This is a genomic window from Mycobacterium sp. OAS707 (assembly GCF_014873705.1).
GTDB lineage: Bacteria > Actinomycetota > Actinomycetes > Mycobacteriales > Mycobacteriaceae > Mycobacterium.
Map to the genome: position 1 here is coordinate 1,355,647 of NZ_JADBDS010000003.1, position 20,005 is coordinate 1,375,651.

At 66.8% G+C, this 20,005-nt stretch carries 20 protein-coding genes; 8 read left to right on the forward strand and 12 right to left on the reverse strand.

Going from position 1 to position 20,005, the window contains the following annotated elements:
* Positions 1 to 39 precede the first annotated feature (39 nt).
* Together GGC64_RS24825 and GGC64_RS24830 are read left to right on the forward strand one after the other, a co-directional pair.
* On the forward strand, positions 40 to 861 hold the full coding sequence (locus tag GGC64_RS24825) for a crotonase/enoyl-CoA hydratase family protein (RefSeq protein ID WP_225952165.1): 822 nt from the start codon (positions 40 to 42) through the stop codon (positions 859 to 861).
* Between the two features lie 37 nt (positions 862 to 898).
* Entirely contained in the window at positions 899 to 1,201 is a 303-nt protein-coding gene (locus tag GGC64_RS24830) for a hypothetical protein (protein WP_192725134.1), read from the forward strand.
* Here GGC64_RS24830 and GGC64_RS24835 read toward each other — a convergent pair.
* Together GGC64_RS24835 and GGC64_RS24840 are read right to left on the reverse strand one after the other, a co-directional pair.
* Positions 1,198 to 1,503 (reverse strand): hypothetical protein, encoded by a 306-nt coding sequence (locus GGC64_RS24835; protein WP_192725135.1) that lies wholly within the window; start codon positions 1,501 to 1,503, stop codon positions 1,198 to 1,200. The two genes, GGC64_RS24830 and GGC64_RS24835, sit on opposite strands and share 4 nt — an antisense overlap.
* A gap of 60 nt (positions 1,504 to 1,563) precedes the next feature.
* The gene (locus tag GGC64_RS24840; protein WP_192725136.1) at positions 1,564 to 2,136 is read right to left on the reverse strand and encodes a hypothetical protein; all 573 of its coding nucleotides are present in this window, start codon (positions 2,134 to 2,136) and stop codon (positions 1,564 to 1,566) included.
* 57 nt (positions 2,137 to 2,193) lie between these two features.
* Between GGC64_RS24840 and GGC64_RS24845 the strand changes: the two genes are divergently transcribed.
* Positions 2,194 to 3,039 (forward strand): arylamine N-acetyltransferase, encoded by an 846-nt coding sequence (locus GGC64_RS24845; protein WP_192725137.1) that lies wholly within the window; start codon positions 2,194 to 2,196, stop codon positions 3,037 to 3,039.
* Here GGC64_RS24845 and GGC64_RS24850 read toward each other — a convergent pair.
* Both GGC64_RS24850 and GGC64_RS24855 read right to left on the reverse strand, forming a co-directional pair.
* Entirely contained in the window at positions 3,017 to 3,961 is a 945-nt protein-coding gene (locus GGC64_RS24850; RefSeq protein ID WP_192725138.1) for an acyl-CoA dehydrogenase family protein, read from the reverse strand. The genes GGC64_RS24845 and GGC64_RS24850 overlap by 23 nt on opposite strands.
* Positions 3,958 to 5,094 (reverse strand): acyl-CoA dehydrogenase family protein, encoded by a 1,137-nt coding sequence (locus tag GGC64_RS24855; protein WP_192725139.1) that lies wholly within the window; start codon positions 5,092 to 5,094, stop codon positions 3,958 to 3,960. Before GGC64_RS24855 ends, GGC64_RS24850 begins: the two co-directional genes overlap by 4 nt.
* An 82-nt stretch (positions 5,095 to 5,176) precedes the next feature.
* Between GGC64_RS24855 and GGC64_RS24860 the strand changes: the two genes are divergently transcribed.
* Together GGC64_RS24860 and GGC64_RS24865 are read left to right on the forward strand one after the other, a co-directional pair.
* Positions 5,177 to 6,088 carry a helix-turn-helix domain-containing protein gene (locus GGC64_RS24860; protein ID WP_192725140.1) on the forward strand — a complete coding sequence of 304 codons (912 nt, stop codon included), beginning with the start codon at positions 5,177 to 5,179 and terminating at the stop codon, positions 6,086 to 6,088.
* Position 6,089: 1 nt separating this feature from the next.
* Positions 6,090 to 6,611: a dihydrofolate reductase family protein gene (locus tag GGC64_RS24865; protein ID WP_192725141.1), complete on the forward strand. Its 522-nt coding sequence runs from the start codon at positions 6,090 to 6,092 to the stop codon at positions 6,609 to 6,611.
* On the opposite strand, the gene GGC64_RS24870 is transcribed toward GGC64_RS24865, so the two are convergent.
* Both GGC64_RS24870 and GGC64_RS24875 read right to left on the reverse strand, forming a co-directional pair.
* Positions 6,608 to 7,180 (reverse strand): TetR/AcrR family transcriptional regulator, encoded by a 573-nt coding sequence (locus tag GGC64_RS24870; RefSeq protein WP_192725142.1) that lies wholly within the window; start codon positions 7,178 to 7,180, stop codon positions 6,608 to 6,610. The two genes, GGC64_RS24865 and GGC64_RS24870, sit on opposite strands and share 4 nt — an antisense overlap.
* 457 nt (positions 7,181 to 7,637) lie before the next feature.
* A complete protein-coding gene (locus tag GGC64_RS24875) occupies positions 7,638 to 7,880 on the reverse strand; it encodes a hypothetical protein (RefSeq protein ID WP_192725143.1) in 243 nt (80 codons plus the stop codon).
* Positions 7,881 to 7,908: 28 nt separating this feature from the next.
* Here GGC64_RS24875 and GGC64_RS24880 point away from each other — a divergent pair, with 28 nt between their 5' ends.
* The gene (locus tag GGC64_RS24880) at positions 7,909 to 9,744 is read left to right on the forward strand and encodes an acyl-CoA dehydrogenase (protein WP_192725144.1); all 1,836 of its coding nucleotides are present in this window, start codon (positions 7,909 to 7,911) and stop codon (positions 9,742 to 9,744) included.
* 83 nt (positions 9,745 to 9,827) lie between these two features.
* Here the strand turns inward: GGC64_RS24880 and GGC64_RS24885 are convergent, their stop codons facing one another.
* The gene (locus tag GGC64_RS24885) at positions 9,828 to 11,309 is read right to left on the reverse strand and encodes an aldehyde dehydrogenase (protein WP_192725145.1); all 1,482 of its coding nucleotides are present in this window, start codon (positions 11,307 to 11,309) and stop codon (positions 9,828 to 9,830) included.
* A gap of 54 nt (positions 11,310 to 11,363) precedes the next feature.
* Positions 11,364 to 12,128: a class I SAM-dependent methyltransferase gene (locus tag GGC64_RS24890; RefSeq protein ID WP_192725146.1), complete on the reverse strand. Its 765-nt coding sequence runs from the start codon at positions 12,126 to 12,128 to the stop codon at positions 11,364 to 11,366.
* Positions 12,129 to 12,165: 37 nt separating this feature from the next.
* On the opposite strand from GGC64_RS24890, the gene GGC64_RS24895 reads away from it, so the two are divergent.
* Complete coding sequence (locus GGC64_RS24895) at positions 12,166 to 13,323, forward strand: glycosyltransferase family 4 protein (protein ID WP_192725147.1); 1,158 nt, start codon at positions 12,166 to 12,168, stop codon at positions 13,321 to 13,323.
* Here GGC64_RS24895 and GGC64_RS24900 read toward each other — a convergent pair.
* Together GGC64_RS24900 and GGC64_RS24905 are read right to left on the reverse strand one after the other, a co-directional pair.
* Entirely contained in the window at positions 13,307 to 14,974 is a 1,668-nt protein-coding gene (locus GGC64_RS24900) for a hypothetical protein (RefSeq protein ID WP_192725280.1), read from the reverse strand. The genes GGC64_RS24895 and GGC64_RS24900 overlap by 17 nt on opposite strands.
* A gap of 38 nt (positions 14,975 to 15,012) precedes the next feature.
* The gene (locus GGC64_RS24905) at positions 15,013 to 16,218 is read right to left on the reverse strand and encodes a DUF3068 domain-containing protein (RefSeq protein ID WP_192725148.1); all 1,206 of its coding nucleotides are present in this window, start codon (positions 16,216 to 16,218) and stop codon (positions 15,013 to 15,015) included.
* 239 nt (positions 16,219 to 16,457) lie between these two features.
* On the opposite strand from GGC64_RS24905, the gene GGC64_RS24910 reads away from it, so the two are divergent.
* Entirely contained in the window at positions 16,458 to 17,570 is a 1,113-nt protein-coding gene (locus GGC64_RS24910; RefSeq protein WP_225952454.1) for an acyltransferase, read from the forward strand.
* Here GGC64_RS24910 and GGC64_RS24915 read toward each other — a convergent pair.
* Both GGC64_RS24915 and GGC64_RS24920 read right to left on the reverse strand, forming a co-directional pair.
* Positions 17,539 to 19,008, reverse strand: coding sequence for an AMP-binding protein (locus GGC64_RS24915; protein WP_192725150.1), 1,470 nt, complete (start codon positions 19,006 to 19,008; stop codon positions 17,539 to 17,541). The two genes, GGC64_RS24910 and GGC64_RS24915, sit on opposite strands and share 32 nt — an antisense overlap.
* Entirely contained in the window at positions 19,008 to 19,982 is a 975-nt protein-coding gene (locus GGC64_RS24920) for a phosphotriesterase-related protein (protein ID WP_192725151.1), read from the reverse strand. Before GGC64_RS24920 ends, GGC64_RS24915 begins: the two co-directional genes overlap by 1 nt.
* Positions 19,983 to 20,005 lie beyond the last annotated feature (23 nt).

Genomic DNA, 20,005 nt, shown 5'->3' on the forward strand with positions numbered 1-20,005 from the left:
CTGACTAGGAAAACTAGAACGTGTTCTAATTTATGGTACATGGCCTGCGCCGGACCGCCAAAGCCGACTGTGGATACGATCACCGGCGTGACAGATAACAGTGAAAATGTAGTCCTCGTCGAGCAGCGTGGCCGAATCCTGGTGATCACCATCAACCGTCCCGAGGCCCGCAACGCCGTCAACGCCGCGGTGAGCCGGGGGCTGGCCGACGCCGTGGACCGCCTCGACGACGACCCTGGATTGTCGGTCGGCATCGTCACCGGCGCCGGGGGTTCGTTCTGTGCGGGCATGGATCTGAAGGCATTCGCCCGCGGTGAGAACGTCGTGGTCGAGGGCCGGGGCATGGGGTTCACCGAGCGCCCCCCGGTCAAGCCGTTGATCGCCGCCGTCGAGGGCTTCGGCTTGGCGGGCGGGATGGAGCTTGCGTTGGCCTGCGATCTGATCGTGGCGTCGAAGGACGGCGCGTTCGGCATCCCGGAGGTCAAACGCGGTCTCGTCGCCGGCGGAGGAGGGCTGCTGCGGCTGCCCCAACGCATCCCGCCTGCGATCGCGATGGAGCTCGCGCTGACCGGCGACAGGCTGCCTGCGCAGCGGGCGCTCGAGCTCGGCCTGGTCAACGCGCTCGCAGAACCCGGCAAGGTGCTCGACGCGGCGATCGAGCTGGCCGAGCGGATCACCGCCAACGGACCGCTGGCCGTCGCAGCGACGAAGCAGATCATCGTCGAGTCGCGCGGGTGGAGCCCCGACGAGATGTGGGCCAAACAGACGCGCATCTTGATGCCGGTGTTCAGCAGCAACGACGCCAAGGAAGGTGCGATCGCCTTCGCCGAGAAGCGGCCGCCGAAGTGGACCGGCAGCTAACGGTTTTCGGTTGCGCGATGGTGGGCAACCGACAGCCATGGCCGACGAACTTCCCATTCCCGACTACGACCAGCTGCCGCTGACCGAGCTGCGACACCGGATTCGCTCCCTCGAGGAGGGGCAACTGCGAGGCCTCTTCGAGCACGAGGAGGCGCACGGCAATCGCATCCCGGTGCTGGAGGTGTTGCACGCCCGACTGCGGGAACTCACCCACGGCGCCGAGCCGTCGTCGGGAGACGCGGCGAACGCACCCGGCGTCGCGCACACGCCGCGCGGCTCTGCGGTCAACGAAGCCACTGCCGCAGATCCGCCGGCCCCGTCGCCCCGTGGCCGCACCTAGTGCCGGCCGAGCGCGCTCCTGACCGTCGCGGCCGAGACGGCGACATCGGCGCGCACCCCCCAGATCGGATGCTGACGCAAGTCACGCGTGGCGCGCGCCAGGTTGCCTTCTGCGATGTGCCCCGCGACAACCGTCGCGTTCGCCAGAGCGAAGAGCGCGGCGCCTGCCTTGAGCCGACCCGTCAACGCCGTCACCGCGGCCACGGGTACCAGCGAGTTACCGACCACCGCACACCATCGGTTGACTGGCGTGACGTGCTGGGTCCGGTGTTGAGCTGCGAATTCCTCGTATGTCACCCCCATGGCGGGAGCATCGCACAGACACGACACCGACGCCATCCCCGCTCTTCCGTTGGCAACCAGTCAGCCGGTGAGTTCGGCGATCTCTTCGGCGATGTTGCGGCGCGCCCGCTCTTCCCACCGTTCACGCCCTGCCGCAGTGTGAAACAGCCGCCCGTCGAGCAGCGCCGAAAGTACCTGCGCCCGAGCAGGTTTGAACACATCGTCGGGCACGTCGGCGTATTCCTCACGGACGGCCGCGGCATAGGCCCGGTACCGGAACGGTTCGCTGCCGAGCACCGACAGGTCGGCGTCGCTGAGCACCGCGCCGTTGATGTCGTGTTCTCCCACCTTGTGCGTCTTGGTGACAAGCACCAGTCGCGCGACCTCGTCGCGGATCGGGGACGACGCCAGTAGCTCGAGCGCCAACTCCGCAGAGCGGTCCTCGTTGTCGTCGCGGCCGATCTCGTAGATGGCGTCGTGGAACCACGCGGCGAGTTCCACCGCCTCGCGGTCGAACTCGACGCCCGCCTCGGCCAGCGCGCCGATCGCGTCGAGCATCTCGTGCAGGTGGCTGACGGTGTGGTGCTTGCGGTGCGTCTCCGACCAACGGGCCAGCAGGTCCTCGCGCAGTTCCTCGGTCAAATGGGCGGGCACCCTTCCAGTGTTCCACCGGGTTGACCTGAACCCCTGTTGAGGTCGGAAGATGGCGTCATGACGATTGAAGTCACCGATGCTGTGGACGTGGCCGCGTATTTCGACCGGATCGGCTACCGCGGCCCCGCCGAACCGACCGTCGAGACGGTGCATGCGCTCGTCGCCGCGCACAACGGGTCCATCCCGTTCGAGAATCTCGACCCGTTGATGGGCATTCCAGTCGCTGATCTCGGCGCGGCGGCGCTGACCGACAAACTCGTGCACCGCCGCCGCGGGGGTTACTGCTACGAGCACAACGGATTGATGGGATACGTGCTCGAGCAGTTGGGCTTCGGCGTCGATCGGCTTGCTGGCCGCGTGATTTGGCTGAACCCGGACGGCCCACTTCCCGCCCAGACGCATCAGGTGCTTTCGGTGACGGTGCCTGGCCTCGATGGGCGGCTCCTGGTCGACGTCGGTTTCGGTGGGCAGACGTTGACGTCACCTATCCGGCTGCAGGCCGGGCCGGTCCAGGAGACGCGCCACGAGCCGTACCGCATCAGCGAGCGGGGAGACGCCCTCCAGCTGGAAGCCCAGGTCCGCGGCGAGTGGCAGCCGCTGTACATCTTCACCACCCGGCCGCAGCCGCGAATCGATCTCGAGGTCGGAAGCTGGTATGTGTCAACGCATCCCAACTCGTTCTTCGTCACCGGATTGACGGCAGCCCTGGTCACCAGCGAGGCCCGCTACAACATGCGTGGCCGAAATCTGGCCATCCACAGTGCCGGTGAAACCCAGAAGATCCGCTTCGACACCGCCGCCGAAGTGCTCGAAGCGCTGACCGACCGCTTCGGTATCGACATCGCTGAACTGGGTGACAGCGGTGATCTGGAGGCGCGGGTCAACCAGGTGCTGGATAGCTGACCACGACGTCCCACGGATCATCGGCGGCCAACGCGATCCGGCCAAGGCGCCGTGCGTAGGACGCAGTCGAGCCGAAGTCGTCGACCCAGCTGCGAGCCTGCATGGTCGAGCGCCACAGCCGGTGCTCGCGGGTCACCCCGATCGCCCCGTGTAACTGGTGGGCGATGGTGGTGACCGGATCGACGGCACGCCCGACCGCGACCTTTGCCACCGTGACGGCGTAATCCGCCGCAGGGTGGTCGAAGCCGTAGTCGGTTGCGGCAGCGACGGCCAAAGCGGTTGCAGCACGGGCACGTTCGATCTCGCCTGCCATCGCGGCCAGCGAATGCTGCACTGCCTGAAACTTGCTCAGCGTCCGCCCGAACTGCACTCGCTCGGCGGTGTGCGCCACGGTGAGGTCGCACGCCGCGTCGAGCGCACCGACGATCTGGTTGCAGCGCGCCCACGCGCCGCGGCGGACCAGCTCGTCGGCGACGACAGCATCGAGCGTGCGCAGCTCGGCGACGGCCAGGTCGAAGTCGATCGATCCGTGCGACGTGCCATCGATCAAACCGACATGCAACGCATCGGCGGTGCGCGCCGCCAGTACGACTGTGCTTGACGGCCACGGCACGTCGCGTGCAGTTCCCGTGACGCGCCCGCCACGTTCGGATGCGTCGGCGATCGCCACCGTCAACGGGCCGGTGTCCGGAACCGACAAGCCCGCCCTGCCAGCCAGCCAGGCTGCGAGCAGGTCGGTCTCTGCGATCGGAACTGCGGCCGCATGTCTTGCCAAGCCGGACAACACGATTGCGGCCTCCGCAGGAGTTGCGCCCTGGTCCGTGGTCAGCCGGGTGAGTCCGGTGTCCTCCAGGTTTCGCCACAATTCGTCACCCGTCGATCGACTGCAGAGATCGTCGACCAGTTGCGTCAGTTCGTTCATGACGTCATGCCCTTGGCCACCACCCCGCGTAGCACCTCGTTGGTGCCGCCGCGCAGTGTGAAAAGCGGCGAGTGCACCCGCGCAGTGGTGAGCAACGCACGCAACGGTTCGGGATCCTCGACGTAGTCCAGCAGGTCGGCGACCAACTCCACCGAGTCCTGCTCGAAGCGCGTCCCGAGATCCTTCACCAGTGCCGCCCGGCTGGCGGCATCCCGACCGTCGGCCAGCGTGCGTGCCACCGAAATCGACAGCTGCCGCAGCGAAATCAGCCGGGCCACAAGGTCTCCGACGTCGGCGGCGACCCCGTCGTCGACCTCGCCCAAGGCCCGGATCGCGCTGAAGATCAGCGTGGCCGTCGAAAGGATCCGCTCCGGTCCGCTTCGCTCGAAACCCAACTCGGCGGTGACCTGGTGCCATCCGTCGCCGATCTGTCCGAGCACGTCCTCGTCGGGAACGAACACGTCGGTGAAAATCACCTCGTTGAAGTGGTGTTCGCCGTTCATCAACAGGATCGGCTCGATCATGATGCCCGGGGCCGACGTCTGGACGATGAACTGGGAGAAACCCGCGTGGCGGTGTTCGGGGTCCAACGGGCTGGTCCGGGCCAGCACCACGATCTGGTGTGCGACGTGCGCGCCGCTCGTCCACACCTTCGAGCCGTTGAGGACCCAGCCGCCGTCGACTCGGCTGGCGCGCGTCTGCGCGGCCGCGAGGTCGGACCCGGCGCCGTGCTCACTCATTCCGATCGCCGAATACAGCTGGCCCGCTGCGATCCGCGGCAACAACCGGTGCCGCTGCTCTTCGCTGCCGTACGTCAGCAGCGCGGGCGCGACCTGCCGGTCGGCGATCCAGTGCGCAGCGACGGGAGCGCCGTGGGCCAGCAGTTCCTCGGTGACGACATAGCGGTGCAGATAACCCAGCCCGCGTCCGCCGTACTCGGCGGGGATGGTCAGGCCGACGAAACCGGCGCCGGCCAGCCGGGCGGAGAAGTCCGGGTCCCATTTCGCCAGCCAGCAGTCGACGGCAGGCTGCCAGCCGAACTCGTCGCGGTCGGCGGCCAGGAACTCGCGGACCGAAGTCCGAAGCAGGCCCAGCTCGGCGTCGTTGGCGCACAGCGCATCGAATTCGCTCACTGGGCAACAGAGTCTAGTGAGCCGACAGCGCAGCAGGAATTGTCATGTCCATCCCGCGGACGCACGACCATACTCGGGAAGCGTGAGCGATCCAGCACGCCGCGATCGACTGCGGGAACTCCTCGACGCCGTCGTCGACGCCGACAACACCGACGTCGGCGACATGGCACGCAGCAGCTTCGCGTCGGAATTCCACTTCTCCCGCGAGGTGCGACGGTTGACCGGCGAGTCGCCGGCGGCGATGCGCAGGCGCATCATGCTCGAACGCGCGGCCTGGCGGCTGCACCGCGGTGAATCGGTTTCCGCGGTGGCCGCCGACGAGGGCTGGTCGTCGGCCGAGGTGTTCTCCCGCGCTTTCCGTCGCACATTCGGCGTGCCACCGTCGCGCGCCGCAGATGTCGAGTTCCGGTTGCCCGCGCCGAACGGGCTGCACTTTCACCCCCCGCAGTCGCTGTGGTTGGACAGCGACGGCGCCAGCAAGGAGCCCGACATTTCTCAACTGATGGTGGCCCATGACGTCGCCGACACCGCCTATCTGATCGACGAGGCCGCCCGGCTCTCCGAAGAGCAATGGACACACGAGATCTCACCTGGACAGGTGATTCTCGACTGGGACGGTCCCGAGCCAAGCATTGCAGCCGTGCTGGGAGCGATCGTGTGGGCGAAGGAAGTGTGGCTGGCCACCATCGAGGGCGGCGACTTCCCCAATAGACAAGCCACGCAGTCGACAACTGCGCAAGAACTGGCCACGCACCACGAAGAAATCGGAACCCGCTGGGCATCAATGGTTTCCGAATACAGCGCAACGGGCAGGCTCGGCGACACCGTCATCGATGCACTGTGCGACCCGCCAGAGTCGTTTCAGCTCTACGGCATCGTTGCGCATGTGCTGACGTATTCGGCGCACCGGCGCGAACTGGCCCGAGCCATGCTGGCGCGGCACGGCCTGCGCACCCGCCGCGGTGACCCGCTCGACTGGATGAGAGGAACCTGACATGGCAACCGTCTACTTCACCGCGTCCAGCCTCGACGGCTACATCGTCGACGAAGCCGAGAGCCTGGATTGGCTGACATCGCGGGCGGTCGACGCCGACGGCCCGTTCGGGTATGAGGCATTCATCAAAACCGTTGGCGCACTGGTGATGGGCTCTGCGACATACGAATGGATCCTGAACAATCATCCAGGGCGGTGGATGTACGAGCAGCCGTCCTGGGTGTTGACGCATCGACCGCAGATCGTTTCAGAGGGACATCCGGTGCAGGTGTTCGACGGTGACGTCGCGCAGTTGCATCCGAAGCTGGTGTCGGCAGCGGCGGGCAAGGACGTCTGGGTGGTCGGCGGCGGGGAGACGGCCGGGCAGTTCCGCAGCGCGGGCCTGATCGACGAAATGATCGTGACGTATGCGCCGTGTTCGTTGGGTGCAGGCGCACGGCTGTTGCCGATCCGATCCGAATGGGCGCTCGTCGAATCCGGCGTCAACGGCGACTTCGTCTGCGCCAGGTGGCGCAAGGCTTAACGGTGCTCGGGCACACCGTAGACACGCACGAATTCCCTTGACTTGATCAGGAATTCGAGCTGCTCGGCGACCTCGCGCAGGGGATCGACGCTGCGCGTCGACCGGCACAGCACTACCGCGCCCTCGAGCGAAGCGATGCACATGATGGCCAACGATGCGGCGCAGGGCTCGTCGAAGCCGTCGCTGACGAACGCGCGGGTCAGCGCGTCACGCCAGCGGCTGAAGATGTTGCCTGCGACGGTTGTCAGTTGAGGTTCGTCGTCGGCTGAGCCGATCGCCGCGGCCACGACGGGGCAGCCTGCGGTGAAATCGCTCTCGGCAAGGAGGTCCCCCCAGAACGTGACGAACCGCCGGACCAGGTACACGCCGCCCTTTGCCGCGGCATCGTCGATGACGTCGGAGACAAGGCCGCTGGCGTATTGCAACGCCTCGGTCAGGATCTGATTGCGGCCCTCGGGGAAGTGGTAGTACACCGAACCGCGCGGCGCGCCGCTGCGGGCGAGCACCTCGTCGATCGTGACACCAGCGGCTCCGCGTTCGCGCAGCACCTCAGCGGCGCTGATCAACATCTTGGTGCGCGTAGAGCCGCGCTTGGTCCTGGTCTTGGTCGGGGTGGACAGAACTAACCTCCGGCGGTGTCAGGCGGCGTGCGGGTCCCGCAGTGGTGCAGACCGCCAGCTGAAGTGGCGCGGGCTGAAGTGGAAGACCGATCGCCGACGCCCATGCATCTCGCGCGTGAACCGACGGCCGGCGAAGTTGACCTCAACGATCCACATCGGATGCCTCCCTGTCTATGGTGCAAAGCATAGAACCGGTAACACACGGGTGCAATAAATGTATTCCCCATCACACCGTGGCACTGGTTAATGCCAGGTGAACGGACTTGCTTAGCCGGTATCACTGATTCGGCGCACTTTCCGGGATTATAGGGAAGACCATAATTAAGAGTTCCCAGCTCAGCACCACTTTGGAGCCGTAGGCTGGCGGCAAAACCGAGGAAAGCGGGTCCGCCATGGCCGAGCGCTGCTATCTGCGCAGGTCAGTCCTGGTCGGGGTGTGCGCTGCCACGCTTTTCATCGCCCCCGCGGCAGGTGCCGTACCGCTGGACCAGAACGGGTACAACGGCGCGCCGACTCCGGTCTCGGGCGGTCCGGTACCGACGATGAACGGTGTGCCGTGCGTCGCAGGACACCTCGGTACCTGCACCGGCTTCGCGCAGAACCAACCGAGGCCAAACCGGCCGCGCGCGTCGGTCGGCCACAGTCCCACCGTGAGTCCGTAACGAAAGGCGCAAGGCATGGGCCACTACCGGAGCAACGTTCGTGACCTGGAGTTCAACCTGTTCGAGGTGTTGGACCTGGAGAAGGCGCTCGCCACCGGAGAGTTCGGCGATCTGGACGGCGAGTCGGTGCGGGAGATGCTCGACGAGGCGGCGCGACTGGCCGAAGGCCCGGTGGCGGAGTCATTCGCCGATGCCGACCGCAACCCGCCGACGTTCGACCCGGCGACACACACGGTGCATCTGCCCGAGTCGTTCAAGAAGTCGGTGCGGGCCTGGCAGCAGGGTGAGTGGTTCCGGGTCGGCTTGGCCGAGGACGTCGGTGGTGTGGCGGCGCCCGCCATTCTCGAGTGGGCGATCAACGAATTCGTGCTCGGCGCGCAACCCCCGGTCTTCATGATCCTGTCCGGGCCCAAGTCCTCGGACATCCTGTATGCCGTCGGTAACGAGCAGCAACGGCACTGGGGGACAGTGGGACTGGAGCGCAACTGGGGCGCGACCATGGTGCTGACCGAACCGGACGCCGGCTCCGACGTCGGCGCGGGCCGCACCAAGGCGATCCAACAACCCGACGGCACTTGGCATCTCGACGGCGTCAAGCGGTTCATCACCAACGGCGACTCCGACGACCTGTTCGAGAACATCATCCATCTCGTGCTCGCACGGCCCGAAGGGGCCGGGCCGGGCACCAAGGGCCTCAGTCTGTTCGTGGTGCCGAAGTTCCTGTTCGATCCCGAGACTGGCGAACCCGGTGAGCGCAACGGGGTGTATGTCACCAACCTCGAGCACAAGATGGGGCTGAAGGCCTCGCCGACCTGTGAGCTCACCTTCGGCCAACACGGTCGTCCCGCCGTCGGCTGGCTGGTCGGTGACAGCCACAACGGCATCGCCCAGATGTTCAAGGTGATCGAGTATGCCCGAATGATGGTTGGCACCAAGGCGATTGCGACGCTGTCCACCGGCTATCTGAATGCGCTCGACTATGCGAGGACGCGAATCCAGGGCGCCGACCTCACCCGGATGACCGATAAGTCGGCGCCGCGCGTCACGATCGTGCACCACCCCGACGTGCGCCGGGCCCTGCTGACGCAGAAGGCGTATGCGGAGGGTCTGCGGGCGCTGTACCTCTTCACCGCTGCCCACCAGGATGTGGTCGTCGCCGACATCGTGTCCGGCGCCGACGCCGAAATGGCCGAGCGTGTCAACGATCTGCTGTTGCCGATCGTCAAGGGTGTCGGTTCCGAGCGGGCGTATCAATGCCTGACCGAGTCACTGCAGACATTGGGCGGTTCGGGCTTTCTTCAGGACTATCCGATCGAGCAGTACATCCGCGACGCCAAGATCGATTCGCTTTACGAGGGCACCACCGCAATTCAGGCGCAGGACTTCTTCTTCCGCAAGATCGCCCGCGACCAGGGTCGCGCGCTGCAGCACGTGATGGCGCAGATCCAGGAATTTCTCGGCAGCGACACCGCCCGGCCCGAATTGGCTGATGCGCGAACGCTTCTCGCCACCGCGGTGGCCGACATGCAGGCGATGGCTGCGGCGATGACCGGCTACCTGCTGTCGTCCCAGGAGAACGCCAGGGAGCTGTATCGCCTTGGCCTGGAGTCGGTCAGGTTCCTGCTCGCGGTCGGCGACCTGTTGATCGGCTGGCTGCTGCTGCGCCAGGCCGAGATCGCACTCGACGCCCTCGACAGCGACGTCTCCGACCGCGACCGGGCGTTTTATACCGGAAAGGCAGCCGTGGCAAAGTTTTTCGCCAAAAACGTGTTGCCACGGCTGACCGCCGAACGCAAGATCGTCGAGGCCGTCGACCTCGCCTTGATGGACCTCGGCGAGGACTCCTTTTAGATCACCTCTGTGCGCGAGCAGACGCAAAAGTCCCCGACACGCCGAGAAATTGGGGCACTTTGCGTCTGCTGGCGAGAGGAGTTCTAGATCTCCGGGGTGTAACCGAACGGCAGCAGGATGCTCTTGGCCTCGCAGTACTGCTCGATGCCTTCTGGTCCGTTCTCACGGCCCAGACCCGAGTTCTTGTAACCGCCGAACGGGGCGCCGGGGTCGAACGCATACATGTTCACCGCGTACGTACCGGTGCGGATCTGCTTGGCGATCTCGACGGCCTTGCCGAAGTCGGTGGTGAACACGCTGCCGGCCAGGCCGTACACCGAGTCGTTGGCGATGCGGATCGCGTCCTCTTCGGTGTCGAACGGGATGATCGCCAGCACCGGGCCGAAGATCTCCTCCTGCGCGATGGTCATCGAATTGTCGACGTCGGCGAACACCGTCGGCTGCACGAACCAGCCGCCGTCCAGACCCTCGGGCCTGCCACCGCCCGTGACGATCCGCGCGCCTTCCTCGACGCCCTTGCGGATGTAGCCCTCGACGCGTTCGCGCTGCTTCTCGGAGATCAGCGGGCCGATCATCGACGCCGGATCGTCGGGCAGGCCAACGGGCATCGCGGCGACCGCGGCGGACACCTTCTCGACGACCTCGTCATAGCGCGAGCGCGGCGCGAGGATGCGGGTCTGCCCCACACACGCCTGGCCGCAGTTCATCAGGCCGGAGAACACCAGCATCGGCAGCGTGGAATCCAGGTCGGCATCCTCGAGGATGATCGCCGCGGACTTGCCGCCGAGTTCGAGCGTGCACGGCTTCAACTTCTCGGCTGCCAGCTTGCCGATCTCCTTGCCGACCGCGGAGCTGCCGGTGAATGTGAATTTGTCCAGCTCCGGGTTGGAGGTCAGCGCACGGCCGGTCTCCACGCCACCGGGCACCACCGACAGCACGCCTTCTGGCAGGCCCGCCTCGGCGAACGCCTCGGCCAAAGCGTTTGTGGACAGCGGTGTTTCGGCCGCTGGCTTGAGCACGACCGTGCAGCCGGCCAGCAGCGCCGGGCCGAGCTTGTTGACCGCGAGGAACAGCGGCACGTTCCACGCCACCACCGCGCCGACCACGCCGACAGGCTCCTTGGTGACGAGCGTCTGACCGTAGATGCCGTCGCGGATCTCATTCCACGTGTACTTGTCGGCGGCGCCGGCGTAGTACTGCAGCGTCGACACCGAAGCGCCGTACTGCATCATGTCGACGATCGTCGGCGGCTGGCCGGTCTCCAGCTTGAGCAGATGCTTGAACAGATCGGCGCGATCCTCGAGCAGCTTGAGCGCGCGGCCGATCACTGCGGCACGCTCGGCGGGCGGAGTGTGGGGCCACGGACCCTCGTCGAAGGCCTTGCGGGCGGCGGCGCAGGCGGCGTTCACGTCGGCCTCGGCGGCCAGCGGCACCTGCCCGACCTTCTGGCCCGTCGCGGGCGAGAACACCTCGATGACCTCGGCACTTGACGGCTCGACCCACTTGCCACCGATGAACAGCTTGTCGTATTCGGTCTTGTAAGCGGTGTCCACACTCTGTGTCATGAGCGTCACATTACCTACGAACTCGCGAAAGTAGAACCTGTTCCATTCAGGCTGTCAGGGCGGCGCGAGAACCAGGACGAGGTTGCTGACGGCGAATTCCCGAACTCCCGGCACCCGCGTCAGCCACCACGCCCATCGTGGGTGGTAGCGGGGAAATGCAGCGACGAGGGCGCCGGTGCTTTCAGCCCACTCGAGCCCGTCGGCCACGGACACCGCGAATAACGACGATCCGTAGTCGTTTTTCGGTCGATGCCCGTGCTTGCGGGTGTAGCGCTCGGCCGCGCGGGCACCACCGAGGTAGTGCGACAGGCCCATCTCGTGGCCGCCGAACGGGCCGAGCCACACCGTGTACGACAGCACAACCAAGCCCCCCGGCTTGGTGACCCGCAGCATCTCGCGGCCGAGCCGCCACGGGTGCGGCACATGCTCGGCGACGTTGGACGACAGACAGATGTCGACGCTGGCGTCGGCGAACGGCAACGCTATCCCGGACGCCCGCACGTAGGTGGTCTGCCTGTCGACGGCCGCCGGGCCGGCATGCATTTCGCGAGGGTCGGGTTCGACGCCGATGTAGTGCATGCCTGCGGACTGAAAAGCCGTCGCGAAAAAACCGGGGCCGCCACCCACGTCGAGCACGGTTCGGCCGGCGGGAGGCATGCGGTGCAGGCCGCACCACAGGTCGGCGACCATCGCGGCGGTGTCTGTGGCCAGCGCGCCGTAGAACCTCGCCGGGTCGGGCTGCTCGTAGCGGAACTGGCTGAGCAGCCGCAGCGACCGCCACAGCGTGGCCCGTGCGGCGAACTGGTCTGCGGCTCTCATCGAGACAGACCTTAGCCAGCGGATAGTCTGGTCACCGATGTCCCGACCCGTGCGCTCCGTGCTGCTGCTGTGCTGGCGCGACACCGGGCACCCGCAAGGCGGTGGCAGCGAGGCCTACCTCGAGCGCATCGGCGCCCAACTCGCCGAATCCGGAGTGCGCGTGACGCTGCGCACGGCCCGCTATCCGGGCGCGCGGCGCCGTGAGGTCAGGGACGGCGTGCAGATCAGCCGCGCCGGCGGTCCGTACTCCGTCTACATCTGGGCCGGGCTGGCCATGGTCCTGGCCCGCATCGGCCTCGGCTCGCTGCGCAGGGCCCGGCCCGACGTGGTGATCGACACCCAGAACGGTCTGCCCTTCATGGCCTCCTGGGCGTTCGGTCGCCGGGTCGCGGTGCTGGTGCACCACTGCCATCGCGAGCAGTGGCCGGTGGCGGGGCCGGTGATGGGCAGAATCGGCTGGTTCGTCGAGTCGAAGCTGTCGCCGCGGGTGCACCGCCGCAACCAGTACGTCACGGTGTCGCTGCCGTCGGCGCGTGACCTGACGGGCCTCGGTGTGCAGCCGGGCCACATCGCCGTGGTCCGCAACGGGCTTGACGAGGCGCCCGCGCAGACGCTCACCGCGCCTCGCTCGGCCACGCCTCGCGTCGTGGTGTTGTCACGGCTGGTGCCGCACAAGCAGATCGAGGACGCGCTCGAGGCGATCGCCGCGCTGCGCGCCCGGATTCCCGGTCTGCACCTCGACATCCTCGGCGGTGGCTGGTGGCAGCAGCGTCTGGTCGATCATGCCGCGCTGCTCGGCATCTCCGACGCGGTGACATTCCACGGCCACGTCGATGACGAAACCAAACATCATGTGCTGCAACAGAGTTGGGTTCAGATTCTGCCGTCACGCAAAGAAGGGTGGGCGCTGGCGGTCACCGAAGCGGCCCAGCATTCCGTTCCGACCATCGGCTACCGGTCCTCCGGGGGCCTGACGGATTCGATCGTCGACGGCGTGACCGGTGTGCTTGTCGACGACCACGATGAGCTCGTCGATCAACTCGACCGCCTGCTGACCGATCATGTGCTGCGCGAACAACTCGGCGCCAAGGCAGCCGTCCGCAGTGCAGAATTCTCTTGGCAGCAAAGCGCCGACGCGATGCGCACGGTGCTGCAGGCCGTACACGCGGGGCGGATCGTCAGCGGCGTGCTCTAGTCCGCAGCGCCAACCCCAATGCCAGCACGCCGCTGAGCATCAGCGTGCCAAGCCATAGCCAGTGCACGGCCAGCATGACGGCGCGCCCGGATGCCGGTGGATGATCGCCGCCCACCCGGTACAAGGTGAGATCGGCGTCCTGATACGCGACCGGTAGGGCGAGCGCCGGCGCGGACCATCCTGTGTTCCAGACGTTTTCGACGACGACCCACCCCACACCGGCGGAGGCAAGCGTCGCGCGATCAGCCCCAGTCAACAGCAACCGCTGGACCTCGCGGGCGCGGCTACCCTCGCCGGGCACGGTGCGGCCACCGATCGTCAGGTCGCCTGTGGTCAGCACATCGGCGCGCACCCACCGGGGCAACGGATCGAGCACCGGGGCGTCACCGGCCCACGCGAAGCGGCGCATGCTGTCGACGGGCAGCACCGCGACCGGGCGCGGGTCAGCGTTGATCAGGGCCGATGCCTTCTGCCAGCCCGGCGGGTAGCGCACGGCGGCCATCTGGCCGCCGACACCCCACGCCAGATCGGGCAACGTCGCAAGCAGTGCCGCACAACAGATCAGCGCGGTCGCCGCAGCCGGAATCCGGTGTCGCAGTGTGACGACCGCCGCCGCACCGGCCAATGAATACGCGGGCACGGCCAGCGCGACCCACTTCTGTGCGTCACGCACCACGCCCAGCCCGGGCAGTGAGCGGATCGCCGCCTCGGCGAGGGCCATACCGGGTCCGGTGGCCATTGCGGCGGGCACCACCACCGCGACCGCGGCAAGGATCAGCAGCGGCACCGCGACACGGCGACGCGCCAGCGCTGCCAGGCCCAACGCGACCACGCCCAGTAGCACGACGGCACCGACGATCGCGAAAAGCGTTGTGCGAGAAGCGGGTACAGCATCGGCATTCCACATGCCGCCGAGGCTGAGCAGGCTTCCCAAGGTGCCGAGGCCGGGTTCGGCACGGGCGGCGAACGGGCCGACGCCTTCGGCTTGCGACGACGACAACGAATCGGCCATCGCCGCCGCGGTCAACCAGGGCAGCGCCACCAACACCGAGGTGCCCAGCGCCGCCGCAGCGCACCACCACCGCGGTCTGCCGGCGCCGGGAACGAACACACACGTCAACGCGATCGCCGCGGCGAGCATCAGCCCGGTCGGGGTCAGCCCCGCGACGCCGATCCAGAACACCAGCGCACACACCTCGAACCACGGTGCGACGTTCGAGGTCCGCAACCTCAGCATCGTCGTCGCCACCCATGGCAGGCAGCCGTAGCCGACCACCAGGCTCCAGTGCCCCTGCAGGAGTCGTTCTGCGACATACGGATTCCAGACAGCGATGGTCGCCGCGACGAGTTGACCGGCCGTGCCAGCTTCGGGGACCACGGCCACCGCCAGTCGGGCCGCGCCCCAGCCCGCCAGAAACAGTCCCGCCACCAACAGCGCCTTGACCACCAGGCCACCGTCGACAAGCGCGGTGGCCAGCCCGATCACGAAATCCTGTGGCAGCGCCCGCGGTGCGGCCTCCGACAAGCCGAGCGCAGCATCGGACAGGTAGGAGCGCGGCGTCGAGACCGCGTCGCGCAGCAACAGGTATCCGGGCGACAGCAGCGGCGCCGTCACCAGAACAGCGAGCACCAGCGCGTAGCCCGGCGCGATGAACGACCGCGCAACGGCAGGCGCGGATATTCGTGTGATCAGACTGGTCTGTCCGGCGGAAGATCGGTTGGCCTTGACGCAGGCAGCTTTTCGGTCTGCGCCTCCGCCCCCGGCACGCGTTCGTCCTCGGCACCACGCGGCCCGAAGAACCGGTGATCGGCCTCGTCGAGTCCGGGATCGATCAACGCCGACTCGGCGCGCATGCTGAACGACCCGAGCAGTGCGCCGCCGATCAGCGCAACCAGACCGACCGCGGTGAACGTGATCGGCAGGATGCGACCCCACAGCGCCAGCCTGTCGCGCTCATCGTGTGCGCTGGCGACCTGCGATTCGACGGTCTGCTCGGTCGACGTCACCGTGTAGTCGACGAATGTCACCTCGGGCTTGAGCGGTTCGCGTGCGTAGTAGTGGTAGCCGTGGTCCTTCGTCTTGACGATGGTGCCCGATACCGGGTCGACCCAGAACGTGCGCTGGGCCGCGTAGTAGCGGGTCATCGTGATCGGTTCGTCCGGGTTGCCGGGCAGGCCCCACAGCGACGCCCGCGCGGTGACCTCGGCGTCGGCGTCGTCGTCGTAGAGCGATGCGTACTTGATCGGCTCGACCAGCTTGCCGTCGGCGTCGTAGCCGACGTTCTGGCTGAATTTGTAGGCGGTGAGCCCGTTGACGTCTTCCTCACCGTCGTAGTTGGCGTCGTAGGCCTTCTGCGCGATCGGGTCGAAAACGGGATAGGTCTGCTTGCGCGTGTCAAACGGGAACCGGTAGGTCAGCCCGTCGTGCGGCAGCGCGATGTTGGTCGGCGGTTGGGTGGCGTCGATGGCCCGGGGTTTCTGCACCGCGCCGCCAGGATTGCTGTCGCTGGAGACCGCGGCCGCGGTCTTGCGGTTGACCGTGACCGTGTCCACCAGCGCGAGCAACAGGCCGGCATCGCCCTGCTTGTCGGTACGTCGCACCGAATCGCCGACCTGCAGCGTGACGACCTCGGCGTTCGACGGCGCCTCGACGCTGATCTGCTGTTGCTGAGCGATCGGGACGTTCTTGTTGATCACGAACTTGTCGGAGTTCAGTGACTCCGGGTCAAACGCCGAGCCAGTGCCGTCGGAATTGAGTGTGGTGTCCAGATCGAGCGGGATCTTCGCGATCTTGCCCTTGGTGTAGGTGGTCAGCAACAGCGCGGCGATCAGAAGGGCGGCTCCGAGCCCCATGATTCCGCACGCTGCGATACGCAGCGCCACTGCGCGGTTCAAACCGTGCCTCCTTCACCGTCTGCCTGCAGACGCTCCGCCACCGTCCCGACCTGGGAGCGGCGGCAAACCCGTTCGACCCTAACAGCACAAACTAAAGTCGATCCTTACTACGAAGGCATCCGCCGATGGCCGCTTGACTACCCGTTTTCCTGCCGGTCGACCAGCACGGCACACTGGTCGTCGTGGCCCAATCCTCTGCTGTCGGCGGGACGCGCTCGTTCCTGCCTGCCCTCGAGGGGATGCGTGCCTGCGCCGCTGTGGGCGTCGTCGTCACTCACGTCGCATTTCAGACGGCGCACACCGGGGGTATCTCGGGCCGGCTGTTCGGCCGGTTCGACCTGGCGGTCGCGGTGTTCTTCGCGCTGTCCGGCTTTCTGCTGTGGCGTGGCCACGCCGCCGCAGCGCGCGGTCTGCGGTCACGCCCGCCGACCGGGCACTACCTGCGGTCCCGCATCGTCCGGATCATGCCCGGCTACCTGGTTGCGGTCGTGGTGATTTTGACGCTGCTGCCCGAAGCGCAGGCCGACCTGACGGTGTGGCTGGCGAACCTGTCGCTGACCCAGGTCTACGTGCCGCTGACGCTGACGCCAGGGCTGACCCAGATGTGGAGCCTTTCCGTCGAGGTCGCGTTCTACTTGGCGCTGCCGTTCCTGGCACTGCTGGCGCGCCGACTGCCTGTGCGCGCCCGTATCCCCCTGATCGCAGCGGCGGCGGTGGCCAGTCTCGGGTGGGCGCTGCTCCCCATCCCCGCGCCGTTCGGCGTCAATCCACTGAACTGGCCGCCCGCGTTTTTCTCGTGGTTCGCCGCGGGGATGTTGTTGGCCGAGTTGACCGTTTCCGACGTCGGCCGGTTTCATCGACTCGCACGACGCCGAGTGCTGATGGCGGGTATCGCGGGGGCCGCGTTCCTGGTCGGCGCCTCGCCATTGGCGGGCCCAGAGGGCCTGACGCCAGGCACGGTCAGCCAATTCATTGTGAAGATCGCGACGGGGGCGGTCGTCGCGGGGGCGCTGGTCGCCCCGCTGGTGCTGGACCGCCCGGACACTGAACACCGGCTGCTGGGCAGCACGACGATGGTCACCTTGGGCCGCTGGTCTTACGGGTTGTTCATTTGGCACCTGGCCGCGCTGGCCATGGTGTTCCCCTTGATCGGTGAGTTCATGTTCAACGGGCATATGCCTGTGGTGTTTGTGCTGACCGTATTGTTCGGGTTTGCGATCGCGGCGGTCAGCTACGCGCTGATCGAGTCACCATGCCGAGTGGCATTGCGGCGCTGGGAATTTCGCAAAGAACGTCCTGTGCCGCCGCTTGACAGTGCGGTCAGGAACCTGCCTGAGCCCGTCGCGCGATAATTGCGTCACGCACCGCCGACCGACGGGCTTTGCCCGCGTCGTCGCGCAACGGTGTATCGCTGAACTCCACCGTGCGGGGCACCTTGTAGGGCGCGATGCGCTCGGACAGGAACGCGATGACGTCCGCCTCGTCCAGCCCGTCGGCCTGCACGATGACGTACGGCACCTGGCCGAGGTCGTCGTCGGGGACACCAACAGCCAAGCACGACAACACATTCGGATGAGCCGACAGTGCCGACTCGATCTCGGCAGGGTAGACGTTGCGGCCGCCGACGGTGAACATGTCCACCCGCCGGTCGTTGAGATAGAGAAAGCCGTCCTCGTCGAAGTAGCCGAGATCGCCCAGCGAATCCCAGCCGTCGCGGCTTTTCGCATTCGCGCCGATGTAGCGGTACGTCGGCGCGCTGCCCGGCGCCGGCCGCATGTAGATCTCACCGACCACGCCGGGCGGGCATTCGTCGCCGTCGTCGTCGAGCACTTTCATCTCACCGGCGACGACAACCCCGACCGAGCCGCGATGCTCCAGCCATTGGGTGCCGCTCACGAACGTCAACGCCTGAAGTTCGGTGCCGCCGTACAACTCCCACACCGCTTCCGGGCCGAGGATCTCGATCCACGCTTCCTTGACCGCAGGCGGACACGCCGCGCCGACGTGCCACAGCCGACGCACCGACGACAGGTCGTAGGAATCCGGGTCAGCCCGATACACCGGCAGCAGTCGCTGCATGATCGTCGGAACCACCACCATGAAGCTGACCCGGTGTTCGCCGATCAGGCGCAGAAACTCGGCGGCGTCGAAACGCGGCATCATCACGAGATGGTGCCGCATCAACAAGCCGATCGTCGCTGTCGTCATTCCGGTGTTGTGGCTCAACGGCACTGCGATCAGTTGAGTGTCGCCGTCGGCGGCACCCATGCCGTAACCGGCTAGCGCGCCAGGGAAGCGACTGTCGCCGCCCGCCTCGATCAGCTTGGGCCGACCGGTGCTGCCGCCCGACCCGAGCGCCTTCCAAGTCGGCGAAACGGCTTCGGGCAACGCAGCATCGGACAAATTGGTGTCGCCGACGAAATCGCCTGGCACGCTGGGGATCACGCCACGGGGATCGGCGCGACCGACGAGCAGCGCCCGCGGTTTCAGGTCGAGCAGGCCCTCGAATTCGGCGTCGGGCAGTCGGGGCGACAGCGGCTGGGGCACCGCCCCGAGCTTCCACGCGGCCAGCGCAGCCTGGATCCATTCGATCGAGTTCGGCAGCACGATCGTCACGTAGTCCCCTTGGCGCACGCCGAGTTCGGCGTATGCGCGGGCTAGCCGGTTGGTGGACTTGTCGAGTTCACCGCGGGTCAGCGTTCGCCCCCCGCAGGTGACCGCGGGCTCGTCGGGCGAAAGTCCGGCCAGCCGGGAGAACTCCGCGCCGATCGGCGGAATCGGCGCCGTCATCAGTAGCCGCCCTGGGTTTCGAAGATCCTGCGCGGGTTGTCGACCAGCATCGTGGTCAGTTGCTCGTCGGTGACCCCGCGCTCCTTCAGCGCGGGGATCACGTCGTTGTGGATGTGCAGGTAGTGCCAGTTCGGCAACGCAGGCAACAGTTCTTCTGGCACCCAGTCCATGAAGCAGGCGGCATCGTGCGACAGCACCATCTTGTCGGCATGGCCGCGCTCACACATCTGGGCAACGGTGTTCACCCGGTCCTCGAATGGCAAAAAGACGTCGACGCCGAACCGGTCCATCCCGATGTAGGAGCCGTTGCCGATGAGCTCCTCGAGGTAGTCCAGGTCGGTGGTGTCGCCGGAGTGTCCGATCACGACGCGGGACAGGTCCACCCCTTCTTCGGCGAAGATGCGTTGCTGCTCGAGACCGCGTCGGGTGGCCGCGTGGGTGTGGGTGGAGATGGGCACACCGGTGAGACGATGCGCCTTGGCAACGGCACGCAGCACACGCTCCACGCCAGGGGTGACGCCGGGTTCGTCGGTCGCGCACTTGAGGATTCCGGCCTTGACGCCGGTGTCGGCGATGCCGTGTTCGATGTCGCGGACGAACATGTCGACCATCGGTTCGCTGTCGCCGAGTGCGCCGCCCGGACCGGTGAAGTGGAAGAACATCGGCACGTCGTTGTAGGTGTAGACTCCCGTGGCCACCACGATGTTGATCTCGGTGGCCGCCGCCACCCGCGCGACCCGCGGGATGTAGCGGCCCATCCCGATCACCGTGAGGTCGACGATGGTGTCGACACCGCGGGCCTTCAGTTCGTTGAGTCGGGTTATCGCGTCGGCCTCGCGCTGGGCCTCGTCTCCCCAGACCTCGGGATAGTTCGCGGTGATGTCGGGAGACAAGATGAAGACGTGCTCGTGCATCAATGTCGCGCCTAGGTCTGCGGTGTCGATTGCTCCCCGCGCGGTGTTCAGGTTGGGCACTCGACCGATGCTAGGTGGGTCGC